13 protein-coding genes and 2 pseudogenes are annotated in these 13745 nt (G+C 70.5%); 4 read left to right on the forward strand and 11 right to left on the reverse strand.

Annotated features, from left to right (window positions below):
* Positions 1–106 precede the first annotated feature (106 nt).
* Entirely contained in the window at positions 107–979 is an 873-nt protein-coding gene (locus ABT360_RS24525; protein ID WP_351820376.1) for a CAP domain-containing protein, read from the forward strand.
* A gap of 23 nt (positions 980–1002) precedes the next feature.
* Here the strand turns inward: ABT360_RS24525 and ABT360_RS24530 are convergent.
* A pseudogene (locus tag ABT360_RS24530) lies at positions 1003–1781 on the reverse strand (tyrosine-type recombinase/integrase); the annotation flags it as partial.
* On the opposite strand from ABT360_RS24530, the pseudogene ABT360_RS24535 reads away from it, so the two are divergent.
* Positions 1722–2556, forward strand: a pseudogene (locus ABT360_RS24535) (IS5 family transposase); the annotation flags it as partial. The pseudogenes ABT360_RS24530 and ABT360_RS24535 sit on opposite strands and share 60 nt — an antisense overlap.
* A 31-nt stretch (positions 2557–2587) precedes the next feature.
* Here ABT360_RS24535 and ABT360_RS24540 read toward each other — a convergent pair.
* A complete protein-coding gene (locus tag ABT360_RS24540; RefSeq protein ID WP_351820379.1) occupies positions 2588–2935 on the reverse strand; it encodes a VOC family protein in 348 nt (115 codons plus the stop codon).
* Between the two features lie 490 nt (positions 2936–3425).
* Between ABT360_RS24540 and ABT360_RS24545 the strand changes: the two genes are divergently transcribed.
* Together ABT360_RS24545 and ABT360_RS24550 are read left to right on the forward strand one after the other, a co-directional pair.
* A complete protein-coding gene (locus ABT360_RS24545; RefSeq protein ID WP_351820382.1) occupies positions 3426–3770 on the forward strand; it encodes a hypothetical protein in 345 nt (114 codons plus the stop codon).
* Positions 3771–4289: 519 nt separating this feature from the next.
* Positions 4290–4691, forward strand: coding sequence for a winged helix-turn-helix transcriptional regulator (locus ABT360_RS24550; protein ID WP_351820458.1), 402 nt, complete (start codon positions 4290–4292; stop codon positions 4689–4691).
* Here the strand turns inward: ABT360_RS24550 and mutM are convergent.
* The 9 genes from mutM to ABT360_RS24595 all read right to left on the reverse strand — a co-directional run bounded on the left by mutM (position 4649) and on the right by ABT360_RS24595 (position 13716).
* Positions 4649–5524 (reverse strand): bifunctional DNA-formamidopyrimidine glycosylase/DNA-(apurinic or apyrimidinic site) lyase, encoded by an 876-nt coding sequence (mutM, locus tag ABT360_RS24555; RefSeq protein WP_351820385.1) that lies wholly within the window; start codon positions 5522–5524, stop codon positions 4649–4651. The genes ABT360_RS24550 and mutM overlap by 43 nt on opposite strands.
* A 108-nt stretch (positions 5525–5632) precedes the next feature.
* Positions 5633–6565 carry a ribonuclease III gene (rnc, locus tag ABT360_RS24560; protein ID WP_351820388.1) on the reverse strand — a complete coding sequence of 311 codons (933 nt, stop codon included), beginning with the start codon at positions 6563–6565 and terminating at the stop codon, positions 5633–5635.
* A gap of 8 nt (positions 6566–6573) precedes the next feature.
* Positions 6574–6747 carry a 50S ribosomal protein L32 gene (rpmF, locus tag ABT360_RS24565; RefSeq protein WP_030496967.1) on the reverse strand — a complete coding sequence of 58 codons (174 nt, stop codon included), beginning with the start codon at positions 6745–6747 and terminating at the stop codon, positions 6574–6576.
* Between the two features lie 2 nt (positions 6748–6749).
* The gene (locus ABT360_RS24570; protein WP_351820392.1) at positions 6750–7355 is read right to left on the reverse strand and encodes a YceD family protein; all 606 of its coding nucleotides are present in this window, start codon (positions 7353–7355) and stop codon (positions 6750–6752) included.
* Between the two features lie 173 nt (positions 7356–7528).
* The gene (locus tag ABT360_RS24575; RefSeq protein WP_351820395.1) at positions 7529–8578 is read right to left on the reverse strand and encodes a cell division initiation protein; all 1050 of its coding nucleotides are present in this window, start codon (positions 8576–8578) and stop codon (positions 7529–7531) included.
* A gap of 99 nt (positions 8579–8677) precedes the next feature.
* The gene (gene coaD, locus ABT360_RS24580; RefSeq protein ID WP_351820461.1) at positions 8678–9157 is read right to left on the reverse strand and encodes a pantetheine-phosphate adenylyltransferase; all 480 of its coding nucleotides are present in this window, start codon (positions 9155–9157) and stop codon (positions 8678–8680) included.
* Positions 9158–9183: 26 nt separating this feature from the next.
* The gene (gene rsmD / locus ABT360_RS24585; protein WP_351820398.1) at positions 9184–9768 is read right to left on the reverse strand and encodes a 16S rRNA (guanine(966)-N(2))-methyltransferase RsmD; all 585 of its coding nucleotides are present in this window, start codon (positions 9766–9768) and stop codon (positions 9184–9186) included.
* Between the two features lie 68 nt (positions 9769–9836).
* Positions 9837–12035, reverse strand: coding sequence for an ATP-dependent DNA helicase RecG (gene recG / locus ABT360_RS24590; RefSeq protein WP_351820401.1), 2199 nt, complete (start codon positions 12033–12035; stop codon positions 9837–9839).
* A gap of 46 nt (positions 12036–12081) precedes the next feature.
* A complete protein-coding gene (locus ABT360_RS24595) occupies positions 12082–13716 on the reverse strand; it encodes a DAK2 domain-containing protein (protein ID WP_351820404.1) in 1635 nt (544 codons plus the stop codon).
* Positions 13717–13745: the final 29 nt, after the last annotated feature.

The raw sequence follows: 13745 nt of genomic DNA on the forward strand, positions 1-13745 counted from the left end.
ACGCGTCATGGCGTACAGTCCCGACGAAATGAGCCTCACCCGTTCGGGCGAGTGACCGAATGACCTTGACGTACGGACCGGACGTCGAAGCAGGAAGGCACAGGAGATGGGACGCCACCGGAAGAAGCGGGCCGTGGTGCCCGTACGCACCGGGCTGCTCGGCGCCTCCGCCGCGATGGCGGTCGGCGCCGTCGCCGTGGCCTCCGGCCTGCTGCCCGGTGGCGACACCTTCACCATCGGTGGCAGCGGCTCGGGCGAGCGCGTACACGCCGGGGGCTCCCCCGAGCTGAACACGCAGGGCGGATCCAGTGCCACGCCCGAACGCCCCTCCACCGCCGCCAGCCGGAGCGCCGAGCGGACGCTCGCCCCCTCCAAGGCCCCCGCGCCGACGCCGTCCAAGCCGTCCTCCTCCGCGCCGCCGAAGCAGACGAAGGCCCCGGCGCCGAAGAAGACGGCCTCCGAGCCGGCCGGCAAGAGCGTGTCACCCACGCCCGAGCGGACCGTCGAGCGGCCCAAGGCCCCTCCGGTCCCGTCCTCGGTCCCGTCCTCGGTCCCGTCCTCCGTGCCGTCCTCCGCCGCTGCCGCCGCCGACACCAGTCGCGAGGCGGTCGCCGAGGCCACGGTGGTGAGCCTGGTCAACGCCGAGCGCGCCAAGGTGGGCTGCAGCCCGGTACAGGCCTCCCGCTCCCTGGCGGCGCTGGCCGGCGCGTACAGCAAGGACATGGCCGAGCGCGGCTTCTTCTCGCACACCGACCCCGACGGGGCCACGCCCTGGGACCGCGCCGCGAAGGCGGGCGTCGAGGGCCTGGCGGCGGAGAACATCGCCCGCGGCCAGGCGGACGCCAAGGCCGTGATGGAGTCCTGGATGAACAGCGACGGCCACCGCGCCAACATCCTCAACTGCGACTACACGCGGATCGGCGTCGGCGTGCACTTCGCCGAGGGCGGCCCCTGGTGGACCCAGAACTTCGGCTTTTGAGATAAGCGCTGGTCAGAGCGCTATCAGCCCCGCTGGGCCGTCTCGGGGCCGTCATCCGTAGTCCCTGCGGCTCCGAAGACCGCATCCACGGCGGCCCGTGTACGGGTCTGGCTGGACGGCATCAGGTGCGTGTACGTCCGCAGCGTGAAGCCGGGATCGTGGTGGCCCAGGTATTCGCTGAGAGCCTTGATGCTCTCGCCCGCATCGAGCAGCACGGATGCGTAGAAGTGCCGTAGGGCGTGCATGCCGTTGTCCGGCCCCGTAGGTATGCCGGCAGCGCGGAGAGCTGGGCGCCACTCGCGGTCGTTGAACCGGTTGCGGTTGAGGGCCAGTCCCTCCGGGCTGCGGAAGATGAGGGCGGCAGTCACCGAAGGACCGTCCAAGGTCTTCCAGGGCAGCGTCACCTCAGCGGCCGGGAAACGCGTCAGATGACCGGCGAGCGCGAAGGCTATCGACTCGGGCAGAGGGACGTCCCGCTCTTTGCCACCTTCGGCGGCGCGAACGCCGGTCGGTTGCGCAGCAGCTTCACTTGCCGGACCACATGGACCAGGCCGCCGAGGAAATCGACGTCCTCAACGGCCAGGCCGAACACCTCACCCTGACGGAGGCCGCAGCCAGCGGCCGGGTCCACCAGTGCTTGGTACCGTTCGGGCAGGGCCGCGCGGACCGCCATCACACGCTCCGCAGGCCAGGGCTTGACCTTGCGGGGGTCGAGCCGCGGAGCCTTGACCGACCGGGCGCTGCATGGGTTCGCCCTGATGATCCGGTCCTCAACGGCAGCGGTGAACACCGTCGAGACGTGCAGCTGATCGACGGCATACGGTGGCGGACGCGGACCGGGACGCCGTGGCGGGATGTCCCGGAGCGGTACGGGCCTTGGGGCCGGGTGTACGACCTGTTCCGGCGCTGGCAGCGGGACGGCACCTGGCAGCGCGTCTTCGCCGAGCTGCAGGCCCAGGCCGACGCCAAAAACCTCATCACCTGGGACATCAGCGTCGACTCCACCGTTTGCCGGGCCCACCAGCACGCCGCCGGGGCGCGGAAAAGGGGGACCTGCAGAAGGAGCCGCCCGGCGGTCTTGTCACCGAGCCGACGATCACGGGCTCGGACGCTCGCGCGGCGGCCCGACCACCAAGCTGCACCTGGCCGTCGAGCAGGGCCAGAAACCCATGTCGATCGTGATCACGGCCGGGCAGCGCGGGGACTCCCCGCAGTTCGAGCCGGTCCTGAAGAGAATCCGGGTGCGTCGCATCGGGCTGGGCAGGCCGCGCACCCGCCCCGACCGGGTGCGGGCCGACAAGGCGTACGCCTCCCGCAAGAACCGCGCCTACCTGCGGCGTCAGGGAATCCACTGCACCATCCCGGACAAGGCCGACCACGTCCGCAACCGCAGGAAGCGCGGCTCCCGCGGCGGTCGGCCGCCGGCGTTCGACAAGAGCGACTACCGAGAGCGGCACGCGGTCGAGTGTGGCATCAACCGCCTCAAGAGGCACCGGGCGGTGGCCACCCGCTATGAGAAGCTCGCCGTCCGCTACGAAGCAACCGTCCTCGTCGCGGCCATCAACGAGTGGCTGTGACCAGCACCTTCACCCACGACCGGGAAGATCGTCAGCGGTGGCCCAGCACGTTGACCACCCGGCCGTTGGGGTCACGGACAAAGAACCGGCGCACTCCCCACTCCTCGTCCTGCAAGGGGTGCACGATCTCCGCACCGCTCTCCCGCATGACCGCATAGGCCGCGTCCACATCATCCACCTCGACACTCATGTCCGGCGTCACCGGCGCGGTCTTGTCGCTGGACATGAAGCTGACCTGCGCCGCCGGACTGGACGGGGAAGCCAGCGTCATGATCCAGCCGTGATTCATGACCTCCTCGAAGCCGAGCAGGCCGTAGAACTCCCGGCTCTCCTGCGTAGCCCCCGACTGGACATTGGGTACGACACGGCGAACGGCCATCGACAACTCCAAGTGAGAACAGACGTGCCTGAGACTCCCCAGGAGTACTACGCCACACCATTTCGCCGCACGCACTTTCGATACATGCCCTAGATCGAACACGCCAGATGCGAGACGGTAGCCCGCTGTGGCTGGGGCCGGTCGGCTCCACGGCTTTAGGCAGCCACCATGGGGCGAGCCTCTAAGATCATGGCCCCAACGTCGTGCTTTACCGGCAGGTCCACAGACTGCCCGACGCGCCATCAGCTTACGGGGCCATGATCACTCGCCCCATGGCAGCTCCCGCCCAAAGCCGCTCCACCGACCTCGCTGCCACGACCGACCGGCATGCGCGGCACTGCCTTCAGGCTTACGGTCCTCCTAGGAATGCAGTGTCCGTTCCACTTCTCTTGCGGCTGGGAAGGTCAGTGCTTAACGGGAGCCCCATGTGTTCAATACCTCTACAGCGCAACGGCTGACCCGAGTCTGTGTTTGGTCCCTGAGTGCCACTATGGCATCACTGATCGTTGTTAGCTGGGCGATGATCACCGGCACTGGAAATCAGACTCCGGCCCGAGTGTTTGGCGGTGTCGAGTTCCTTTTGTCCGGGGTGGTGATCATGATCGGGGGCAGTGCCGACCTTCTAACCAGTGAAGTGCCAGGGCGCCCCAATGCCCGCAAGATCGTCTTGGCGGCGGCTGCCGTGTTCATGCTTCCTTGCGTGGGGTACAGCCAGCGTTTGAGCGCTTTGAGTGGGTACACCCCGTCGGGCACCCTCGTGACCGTGACAGTATTGCTATTCATTCTGACTGTTGCCTGTGGTACCTATGCTGTCTGGCTATCCGCAAGTGGGTGACGCATGTCCGTGACTTTCACGCTCCTCTTCGCTGGCGCAGGAGCACTCCTTCTCGGCCTTGGCATCTATGTGGGATGGCGTGAGGGCAAGAACGCGAAGAGGCTAGCCACTCTCCCTGGAGTCGCTAGCCCCGTTGACTTGCACATGAAGCACGAGAAAGCCGCGCAGTTGGCCAAGGACGCCGGGACGGTGGCACCCAAGTCCACTGTCGCTGCCGCCCGGGATAGATTTCAACGAAGAGGGCAGGCGGCGAACTTGTACGGGGTCGCCAAGCCACCGAAGCCGAAGGCGCAGCAAGGGCAGCGGCGGAAGTGACCGCCTGCACCACTCTTGGGAGCTTCTCCGGGCCCTATCTGGGCCGTGAAAGAGCGCCCAACCATGACCAACGCTGACAACCGACGACAGCTCCGCCACTGGTCACCGAGTTGATCAGTTAGATTGGTGCAGGTCGGGGACTCCACCAGTCACTTCTTCGGCTTCTGATCGTCCGAGGCCGACGCGCGTAGCCTCCGCAGTACGCTGGCGGGCATGGATGACCGTCCGGCGTTCGACGTCTTCTCCCGGCAGTGCCCCTCGCGCGGCACGCTGGAGCATGTGACGGGACGGTGGGGCAGCCTGACCCTGGGCGCCCTGTACGAGGGCGGCTGCCGCTTCAACGAGCTGCGGCGGCGCGTCGACGGGGTGAGCGAGAAGATGCTCTCCCAGACGCTGCACGCCCTGGAGCGGGACGGCCTGGTCCACCGCGAGGCCCAGCCGACGAACCCGCCACGTGTCGACTACGAGCTGACGCCGCTCGGGCGGGACGTCGCCGAGCGGCTCCTCGGGCTGATCGAGCTGGTCGAGGGCCGGATGCCGGAGGTCCTCGCGGCCCGGGAGCGTTACGACGAGGTGAGCGGCGGCGCCGGGCGCGGCGGGCGCTGACAGCGCGGGCAGAAGTAGCTGGAGCGGTTCATCCAGGCGCGGCGGCGCATCGGGGTGCCGCACCTCCGGCAGGGCTCACCCTCGCGGCCGTAGGCGTCCAGGGACCGGTCGAAGTAGCCGGACTCGCCGTTGACGTTGACGTACAGGCTGTCGAAGCTGGTGCCGCCGACCGCGAGCGCGGCCGTCATGACGTCCCGTACGTGCCCGAGCAGTTCGGTGGAGCGGGGGCGGGTCAGGCTCGCGGTGGGGCGGTCGTAGTGGAGGCGGGCGCGCCACAGCGCCTCGTCCGCGTAGATGTTGCCGACGCCGCTGATCAGCGACTGGTCGAGCAGGGCCCGCTTGACGGTCGTGCGTCGCAGACGCAGTGCCGTGTGGAAGGCGGCCTCGTCGAAGTCCGGGTCCAGGGGGTCGCGGGCGATGTGCGCGATGGCCTGGGGCAGCCCGTCGGGGGTGTTCTCATGGAGGGAGAGTCCGCCGAAGGTGCGCTGGTCGACGAAGCGGAGTTCCGTACCGAGCGCGTCCGCGAAGCGGATACGGATCCGCAGGTGCTTCTCGTCCGCCGCGCCCTCCGGCTGCACGAGCAACTGCCCGCTCATGCCCAGGTGCCCGAGCACGGACGCGTCGGCGTCGTCCAGCGGCAGCCACAGGTACTTCCCGCGGCGCCGCGCGACGCCGAAGCGGTGCCCCGTCAGCCGGGCGGCGAAGTCCTCGCCGCCTGCGAGGTGCCGCCGTACGGCCCGCGGGTGCAGGACCTGGACGTCGGAGACGGTCCGGCCACTGACCCAGCGCTCCAGGCCGCGCCGAACGACTTCCACCTCGGGCAGCTCGGGCACGGCACTCCTTCATGGGTTCATGGCGTCACGCGGTCACGGGGGCGGCGGTGACGGGTCATGGGGAAAACCCCGCCGCACTGGAGGTGCGACGGGGTGGAAGCGAACAGCTCAGGCCGTGGCCTGTGAGGCTTCGGAGACCGAAGAGGTGTCGGCGACCTCTTCGGAGCCGGAGCCGGGGCCGGAATCGGCGCCGGTTCCGGAAGCGGTGTCAGTTCCGAATGCGGTGTCGTCACCGACGCCCGCGCCGGTGTCCGAGCCGGATTCGGCCGCGGCCTTCGCCGCCGCCTCACGCTCGTCCGCGGCGGCCCGGATGGCCCGCCAGGCGGCCTCCGCCGCCTGCTGCTCCGCTTCCTTCTTGCTGCGGCCGGTGCCGGTGCCGTACGAGACACCACCGACGCGGGCAGCAGCAGTGAAGGTCTTCTCGTGGTCCGGTCCGGTCTCGGTGACCAGGTACTCCGGAACGCCGAGGCCCTCGGCCGCGGTGAGTTCCTGGAGGCTGGTCTTCCAGTCCAGGCCGGCGCCGAGGTTCGAGGACTTCTCGATCAGCGGGTCGAAGAGCCGGTGCACCAGCTCGGACGCCGCTTCGAGGCCCTGGTCGAGATAGACCGCGCCGATCACCGCTTCGAGGGTGTCGGCGAGGATGGATGCCTTGTCCCGGCCTCCGGTGCCTTCTTCGCCCCGGCCCAGCCGGATGAAGGAGCCCAGGTCGAGGCCGCGGCCGACCTCCGCCAGCGCACGCGAGTTGACCACCGCGGCCCGCAACTTGGCCAGCTGGCCTTCGGGCAGGTCGGGGTGGGTGCGGTACAGCGTGTCCGTGACCACCAGGCCGAGCACGGAGTCCCCGAGGAACTCCAGGCGCTCGTTGGTGGGCAGGCCGCCGTTCTCGTACGCGTACGAACGGTGGGTCAGCGCACGCACCAGAAGGGCGGACTCGAGGTGGTACCCGAGCCGCCCTTCCAGAAGCGTGTGGGACGAGGCCGTGTTCTCCGCCTGCTTCTTGGCGTCATCCGCCGTTTTGTGGCTAGACACGGTGCCTCTCACCAGCCCGCTCAGACCGAGAGGACCTGGCGCTTGTTGTACGTGCCGCAGCTCGGGCACGCGATGTGCTGCTGCTTCGGCTCCTGGCAACGCTCACACGAAACCAGGGTGGGGACCGCAGCCTTCCACTGCGACCGGCGGTGGCGCGTGTTGCTGCGCGACATCTTCCGCTTCGGAACAGCCACGGCTACTTCTCCTGCTTCTCGTCGACGCCCGCTTCGGCGCCGCCCATGTTGTCCTTCTCGCCGGTCCCGAGTGAATCGGCGAGTCCCTGCAGTGCCGCCCAACGAATGTCGACGGCGTCATGGTGGTGGTCCGGGTTCTCGTTCAGGTTGGCTCCGCATTCGGCGCACAACCCTGCACAGTCCTCCCGGCACACCGGCTGCATCGGCAGTGCGAGCACCACCGCATCACGCAGCACGGGCTCGAGGTCGAACATGCCGTCCTCGAGGGGGGTCATGTCCTCGTCGTCCTCGGCATCGTCGTCCGCGGCCGCCTTGCGGTGGCCCCGGTCGTCGGTGTCGGGGTACGAGAACATCTCCTGGAAGTCCGCCGCAACCTCCTGGCGCAGCGGCTCCAGACACCTTACGCACTCCCCCTCGGCCGACGCACGGGCGGTGCCTGTGACAAGCACCCCTTCCATGACCGACTCGAGGCGGAGGTCCAGCTCGACGGGCGAGCCCTGGGGTACGCCGATGACTCCGTCGATGCCGAGGTCCACGGGGGCCTCGACCGTGCGGGACAGCCGCTGGAGGGCACCGGGACGCCGACCCAGCTCGTGCGTGTCGAACACGAGGGGGTTGCGGTGGTCGAGGCGCGTACTCAGGGCTTTTCCTGCTTTCGGAATCGTTCGGGGGGTGCTCGGCGTCGGAATGTGGGCCGACGCGGGCACGCGGGATCGCGGACGTACTCGCGACCGAAGAGCCAGGATACTGGACGCTTCGCTCACAGCCCAATCCGGTCGGGTCAGCGCCCCTGCCCGTGACCCTGCTCGTACTGACGGAGCTGGTCCAGGTCGATCATGCTCGTGTCGAAGAAGCTCGTCTCGTCGAGCGCGGCGGTCTGGGGCTGGTGGGGCTGCTGGGGCTGCTGTTCGTACGGGTACGGCTGCTGGTCGTAGCCCTGGACCTGCTGCCCGCTCTGGTCGTAGCCCTGGTACGCGTACGGGTCCTGCTGGTAGCCGTAGCCGGCGTCCTGGGGCTGGTAGGCGTACGGGTCGGGCTGCTGCTGGGCGGGGGTGTAGGCCGGCGCGGGCGGCTGGACGGGCTGCCGGCCCGGCTCGGGGTCGGCCAGCTCGGCGAGGCCCGCCAGGTAGTCGGCGTCGCTGGTGTGCTGCCGGGCGGCGCCCGCCGCGTCCTGGGCGGCCATGTGGGCGCCGAGGTCGTCGGTGGCGATCCGGCCGTGCAGCTTCTGGCGCCCGCGCCCGACCGCCTCCAGGGTCTTGGTCAGCACCGCCTCGAAGGCGCTGATCTTGGCGTCGACGTACTCGTCCGCGCGCCGGATCAGGGTCTGCGGGTCGGCGCTGTACTCGGGGGCGTCCTCGTCCGCGTACCCCTGGTCGTCGAGGCCGGGGCCCCGTCCGAGGAGCTTCTCGCGGCCGCGGTCGACGGAGCCGATGGTCTTGGTGAGGACGACCTCGAAGTTGGCGAGCTTGGAGTCGACGTAGTCGTCGGCCTCGGCGCGGATCTCCTCGGCCTCCCGGCGGGCCTCGGCGAGGATGCGGTCGGCCTCCTCCTGGGACTGGCGGGCGACCTGGGTGTCGGAGATCAGCGAGCCGCGTTCGGCGTGGGCCGCCTCGATGATCCGCTCGGCCTCCTGGCGGGCCTGCTCCACCAGCTGCTCACGGCCGCCGATCAGCTCCTGGGCCTGGGCCAGCGAGCCCGGCAGGGCCTGGCGCAGCTCGTCGAGCATCGCGAGCAGCTCGGCGCGGTTGACCACGCAGGAGGCCGACATGGGCATGGAACGGGCGCTCGCGACCGTCTCGACGATCTCGTCGAGCTTCTTCTGCACGTCCACCGTGTGCTCGCCACTCTCTACAGCCGGATTGGAGACGGACGGGACGACTGTAAGGCCAGTGGGCCACGGCCCGACACCGGGTGACGGGCTGTCAGTTGCTCACTTCTCGCCGAGGCGCTTGACCAGGGCCTCGTGGACGACGGGCGGCAGGAGGTGCGAGACGTCACCGCCCCAGGCGGCGACCTCCTTGACCAGGGAGGAGGACAGGAAGCTGTAGGTGGGGTTGGTGGGGACGAAGAGCGTCTCGACACCGGAGAGGCCGTTGTTCATCTGGGCCATCTGGAGCTCGTAGTCGAAGTCGCTGACGGCGCGCAGCCCCTTCACGATGGCGGGGATGTCGCGCTCCTTGCAGAAGTCGACGAGCAGGCCGTGGTGGGACTCCACCTTCACGTTGCCGTACTCACCGGTGACCTGGCGGATGAGCTCCATCCGCTCCTCGACGGTGAACAGGCCCTTCTTGGACTGGTTGATCATCACCGCGACGTGGACGACGTCGTACAGCTTGGAGGCGCGGGCGATGATGTCGAGGTGTCCGTTGGTGATGGGGTCGAACGACCCCGGACAGACTGCGCGGCGCAACTGAAGTCCCTCGCTCTCCGAACCGGTCATCGTGCGTCTTCGCACATAGAGGCGGCGCGACCGTACCAAAACGTTCCCTCGCCGTAGCGACGGGTCCGTAGCGGTTCGAAACCGTCCGGCCAGGTGAATTCTCCGCCCCTGGTGCTGCGCTCCACGGTGACGAGCGCATCGTCGGCGAGCCAGCCTTTGGTGCGGAGTGTGAGGAGGATCTCGCCAAGATCGTCGTCGGACACGGCGTACGGCGGGTCGAGGAAGACGACGTCGTACGGGGCCGAGGGCGACGCACTTGTCACGATCTGTTCGGCTTTGCCGGCGCGGACCTCGGCGCCGGGCAGGCCGAGCGCCCTGACGTTCTCCCGGACCGTGCGGGCGGCCCGCTGGTCGGACTCGACGAGCAGGGCATGGGCGGCGCCCCGGGAGAGCGCCTCCAGGCCGACGGCGCCGGACCCGGCGTACAGATCGGCGATCCGGATGCCGTCGAGCGTCCCGAGGAGCGCCTCCCAGGTGGAGAACAGCCCCTCACGTGCCCGGTCGGAGGTGGGGCGGGTGCCGTTGCCCGGCGGCACGGCCAGGCGGCGTCCGCCGGCCGCACCGGCGATCACGCGGGTCATCTGAGGTCCTTGCCGTCCTGTGGATGCTGGTGACTCCACGATATGGGCTCCACCAGGATGTGCGCCGGTCAGCCCTTCTCCAGGTACTGCTCGCGCTCCTTGTCGAGCAGGGCGTCCAGGGCGGTGCGCAGCTCCGGGAGGTGCTCCAGCTCCGGGTCGGCGCCGACGACGGCCACCGCCTCCTCGCGGGCGGCGGCGATGATCTCCTCGTCGTCGATGACGGCGAGCATGCGGAGGCTGGAGCGGACACCGGACTGGGCCTGGCCGAGGACGTCGCCCTCGCGGCGCTGTTCGAGGTCGATGCGGGAGAGCTCGAAGCCGTCGAGGGTGGAGGCGACGGCGGCGAGGCGCTGCCGGGCGGGGCTCGCCTCGGGCATCTCGGTGACCAGCAGGCACAGGCCCGGGGCGGAGCCGCGGCCCACGCGGCCGCGCAGCTGGTGCAGCTGGGAGACGCCGAAGCGGTCCGCGTCCATGATCACCATGGCGGTGGCGTTGGGGACGTTCACACCGACCTCGATGACGGTCGTGGCGACCAGGACGTCGGCGTCGCCGGCGGCGAAACGGCGCATGACGGCGTCCTTGTCGTCGGGCGCCATCCTGCCGTGGAGTACCTCGACACGCAGACCGGCGAGCGGGCCCTTGGCGAGCTGGTCGGCGACGTCCAGGACGGCGAGCGGGGGCCGCTTCTCCGCCTCGTCCTCCGGGGACTTCTTCTTGGGCTCGGGCGCCTCGTCGATGGAGTCGCCGATGCGGGGGCAGACCACATACGCCTGGTGGCCGTTCTCCACCTCCTCGCGGACCCGCTCCCAGGCGCGGGCCAGGAAGTGCGGCTTGTCGGCGGCCGGGACGACATGGCTGGCGATCGGCGAGCGGCCGGCGGGCAGCTGGTCGAGGACGGAGGTCTCCAGGTCGCCGAAGACGGTCATGGCGACCGTGCGCGGGATGGGCGTGGCGGTCATGACGAGCAGGTGTGGCGGCTGCTTGCCCTTGCCGCGCAGGGCGTCGCGCTGCTCGACGCCGAAGCGGTGCTGTTCGTCGACGACGACCAGGCCCAGGTCGTGGAACTGGACCTTGTCCTCGATCAGCGCGTGCGTGCCGATGACGATGCCCGCCTCGCCGGTGACCAGGTCGAGCAGCGCCTGCCGGCGGGCGGCGGCGCTCATGGAGCCGGTGAGGAGCACGACCTTGGTGGCGTGCTCTGCGCCGCCGAGCATGCCGCCCTCGGCCAGCTCGCCCATCATCTCGGTGACGGACCGGTGGTGCTGCTGGGCGAGCACCTCCGTCGGCGCGAGCATGGCGGCCTGGCCTCCCGCGTCGACGACGGCGAGCATCGCCCGCAGCGCCACCATGGTCTTGCCGGAGCCCACCTCGCCCTGGAGCAGGCGGTGCATGGGGTGCTCGGTGGCCAGGTCGTCGAAGATCTCCTTGGAGACCTTCTCCTGACCCTCGGTGAGGGTGAACGGAAGCTTGGCGTCGAAGGCGTCCAGCAGTCCGCCGGGCACCGGTTTCCGCGCCGCGGCGGGCAGTTGGGTGTCGGCGTACCGGCGGCGGGCGAGGGCGACCTGGAGGACGAACGCCTCGTCCCACTTGAGCCGGTCGCGGGCGTCGGCGATGTCGGCCTTGGTGCGCGGCCGGTGGATCTTGCGCAGGGCGTCCGGGAGGCCGGTCAGGCCGCGGCCCTCACGCAGGGCGGGCGGCAGCGGGTCGACGGCGTCCGCCGCGCTGGGGAGCACCGCGTCGACCGCCTTGGCGATCTTCCAGGACTCCAGCTTGGTGGTGGCCGGGTAGATCGGGATGAGGGCCCCGGCCCAGCTGTCCACGGCGGTCTCGCCGTCCTCGCCGCGCAACAGCTCGTACGCGGGGTGGGCGAGCTGCGTCTTGCGGTTGAAGACGGAGACCTTGCCGGCGAACATCGCGCGCGTGCCGGGCAGGAGGTCCTTGTGGGGCTTGTGGACGCCCTTGCCGAAGAACACCAGTTGCAGCCGTCCGCTGCCGTCGGTGATGGTCACCTCCAGCCGCTGGCCGCGCCCCTTGGCGCTGTTGAAGGTCAGCACGCGCGCGTCCGCGACCCGGGCCACCACGGTGACGTGCTCGTCCAGCGGCAGGTCGGCGAGGGTGGTGAGCTCGCCGCGCTCGGCGTACCGCCGCGGGTAGTGGTGGAGCAGGTCGCCGACGGTGTGCAGGTCGAGGTGCTCGGCCATCACCTTGGCGGTGGCGGCACCGAGCTGCTTCTTCAGTGGTTCGTCGAGAGCTGACACGTCTCCCATTGCACACCACGGCACTGACAGGTGCGGGCAGCTGTGGACGGACGCGCTATTCGACGCCGATCAGCAGCAGGGGGGCCTGGGGGCCGCCGGGGTAGGTGACCGTGTCGACCGCGAGGTGGGTCTCGCGTACGTGGGTCTCCAGACGGTCCGCGAGGGTGTCGGGGGCGTCGTCGGCGAGGACGAGGGTGACCAGTTCGCCGCCCGCCGAGAGCATGCGGTCCAGAACCGTCTCCGCGATGGTCGCCACGTCGTGGCCGATCACGGCGACGTCGCCGTCGATCAGGCCGAGGACGTCACCGGCCTGGCAGACGCCCGCGGAAGTGAACGACTGGTGCTCGGCGACGGCCAGTTCGCCGTAGCGGGTGGCGCCCGCCGCGGCGGTCATGGCGACGACGTCCTCGTCGAAGCGCCGGTCCGGTTCGTGGACGGCGAGGGCGGCGATGCCCTGGACGGCGGCGCGCGTGGGGACGAGGGCGACCCGGATACCCTCCGCCCGCGCCTGTTCGGCCGCCGCCGCCGCGGTGTGCCGCAGGGCGGCGTCGTTCGGCAGCAGGACCACCTCGCGCGCGTGGGCGCGCCGGATGGCGTCGACGAGCTCGCCGCTGGCCGGGGGCTCGCCGGGGCGGGTGAGCACCGTCGTGGCGCCCGCGTCGGCGCACAGGCGGGCGAGCCCCTCGCCGGGCAGGACGGCCACCACGGCGCGTCCCGCGCGTTCCTCGGGCGCCGCCTCCGTACCGAAGTGGGTGATCCGGATCCGGTGCGGGCGCCCCGCCTCGACGCCCGCCTCCACGGCCGCGCCCGCGTCGTCCACGTGGACATGGACGTTCCACAGCCCGTCGCCGCCGACCACGACCAGGGAGTCGCCGAGCCCGTCGAGCCGGTCGCGCAACCGGGCCACGGCCGCGTCGTCGGCCTCCAGCAGGTAGATGACCTCATAGGCGGGCCCCGCGTCCGAGCAGGGCTCCGCGGAGGGCACCGGGCTCGCTCTGGGCGTACGCGGGGCCCGGACGGGCGCCTCCCCGCAGACCGCTTCCACGAGGGCGCCCAGCATTGTGACGAGCCCGCGCCCGCCCGCGTCCACCACGCCCGCCCGCTTCAGGACGGCGAGCTGCGCGGGCGTCGCCTCCAGGGCCGCGCGAGCCCCCGCGTACGCGGCGCGGGCGACCGTCGCCACGTCGCCGGAGCCGCCCGCCCCGTCGGTCACGCCGCCCGCCCCGTCGGTCGCTCCCCCCGCCGCGGCGGACGCGGCGGCCGCCGCGACGGTCAGGATCGTGCCCTCGACGGGGTGCGCGACCGCCTCCCGGGCGGACACGGACGCCCTCCGCAGCGCCCTGGCCAAGTGGTGTCCGTCACGGCCTTCGGCGAGGACCTCGCTCATGCCCCGCAGCAGCTGGGAGAGGATGGTGCCGGAGTTCCCCCGGGCGCCGAGCAGGGCGCCGTGCGCCATGGCCCGTACGGTGTCGGCGAAATCGGGAGCCGCGATGGCCGCGAAGACGGCCTCCACCGCCTGGGACGCGGACTCGACGGTCAGGTACAGGTTGGTGCCGGTGTCCCCGTCCGCGACCGGATAGACGTTGATCGCGTCGATCTCCTCGCGCTCCCGGCCGAGCGCCTCCAGCGCCAGTGAGCACCAGCTACGGACCACTGCGGAATCGAGCGCCTGCGGCAGGGTCTGCGGCACCTGGTGTCCTCCTCGAGCAGCGCTGACTG

The organism is Streptomyces sp. NPDC000229 (genome assembly GCF_040300825.1).
GTDB lineage: Bacteria > Actinomycetota > Actinomycetes > Streptomycetales > Streptomycetaceae > Streptomyces.

Coding starts and splice junctions, on each gene's coding strand:
- ABT360_RS24525 (WP_351820376.1), top strand. CDS start 107: ATGGGACGCCACCGGAAGAAGCGGGCCGTGGTGCCCGTACGCACCGGG.
- ABT360_RS24540 (WP_351820379.1), bottom strand. CDS start 2,935: ATGGCCGTTCGCCGTGTCGTACCCAATGTCCAGTCGGGGGCTACGCAG.
- ABT360_RS24545 (WP_351820382.1), top strand. CDS start 3,426: ATGGCATCACTGATCGTTGTTAGCTGGGCGATGATCACCGGCACTGGA.
- rsmD (WP_351820398.1), bottom strand. CDS start 9,768: ATGACCCGCGTGATCGCCGGTGCGGCCGGCGGACGCCGCCTGGCCGTG.
- recG (WP_351820401.1), bottom strand. CDS start 12,035: ATGGGAGACGTGTCAGCTCTCGACGAACCACTGAAGAAGCAGCTCGGT.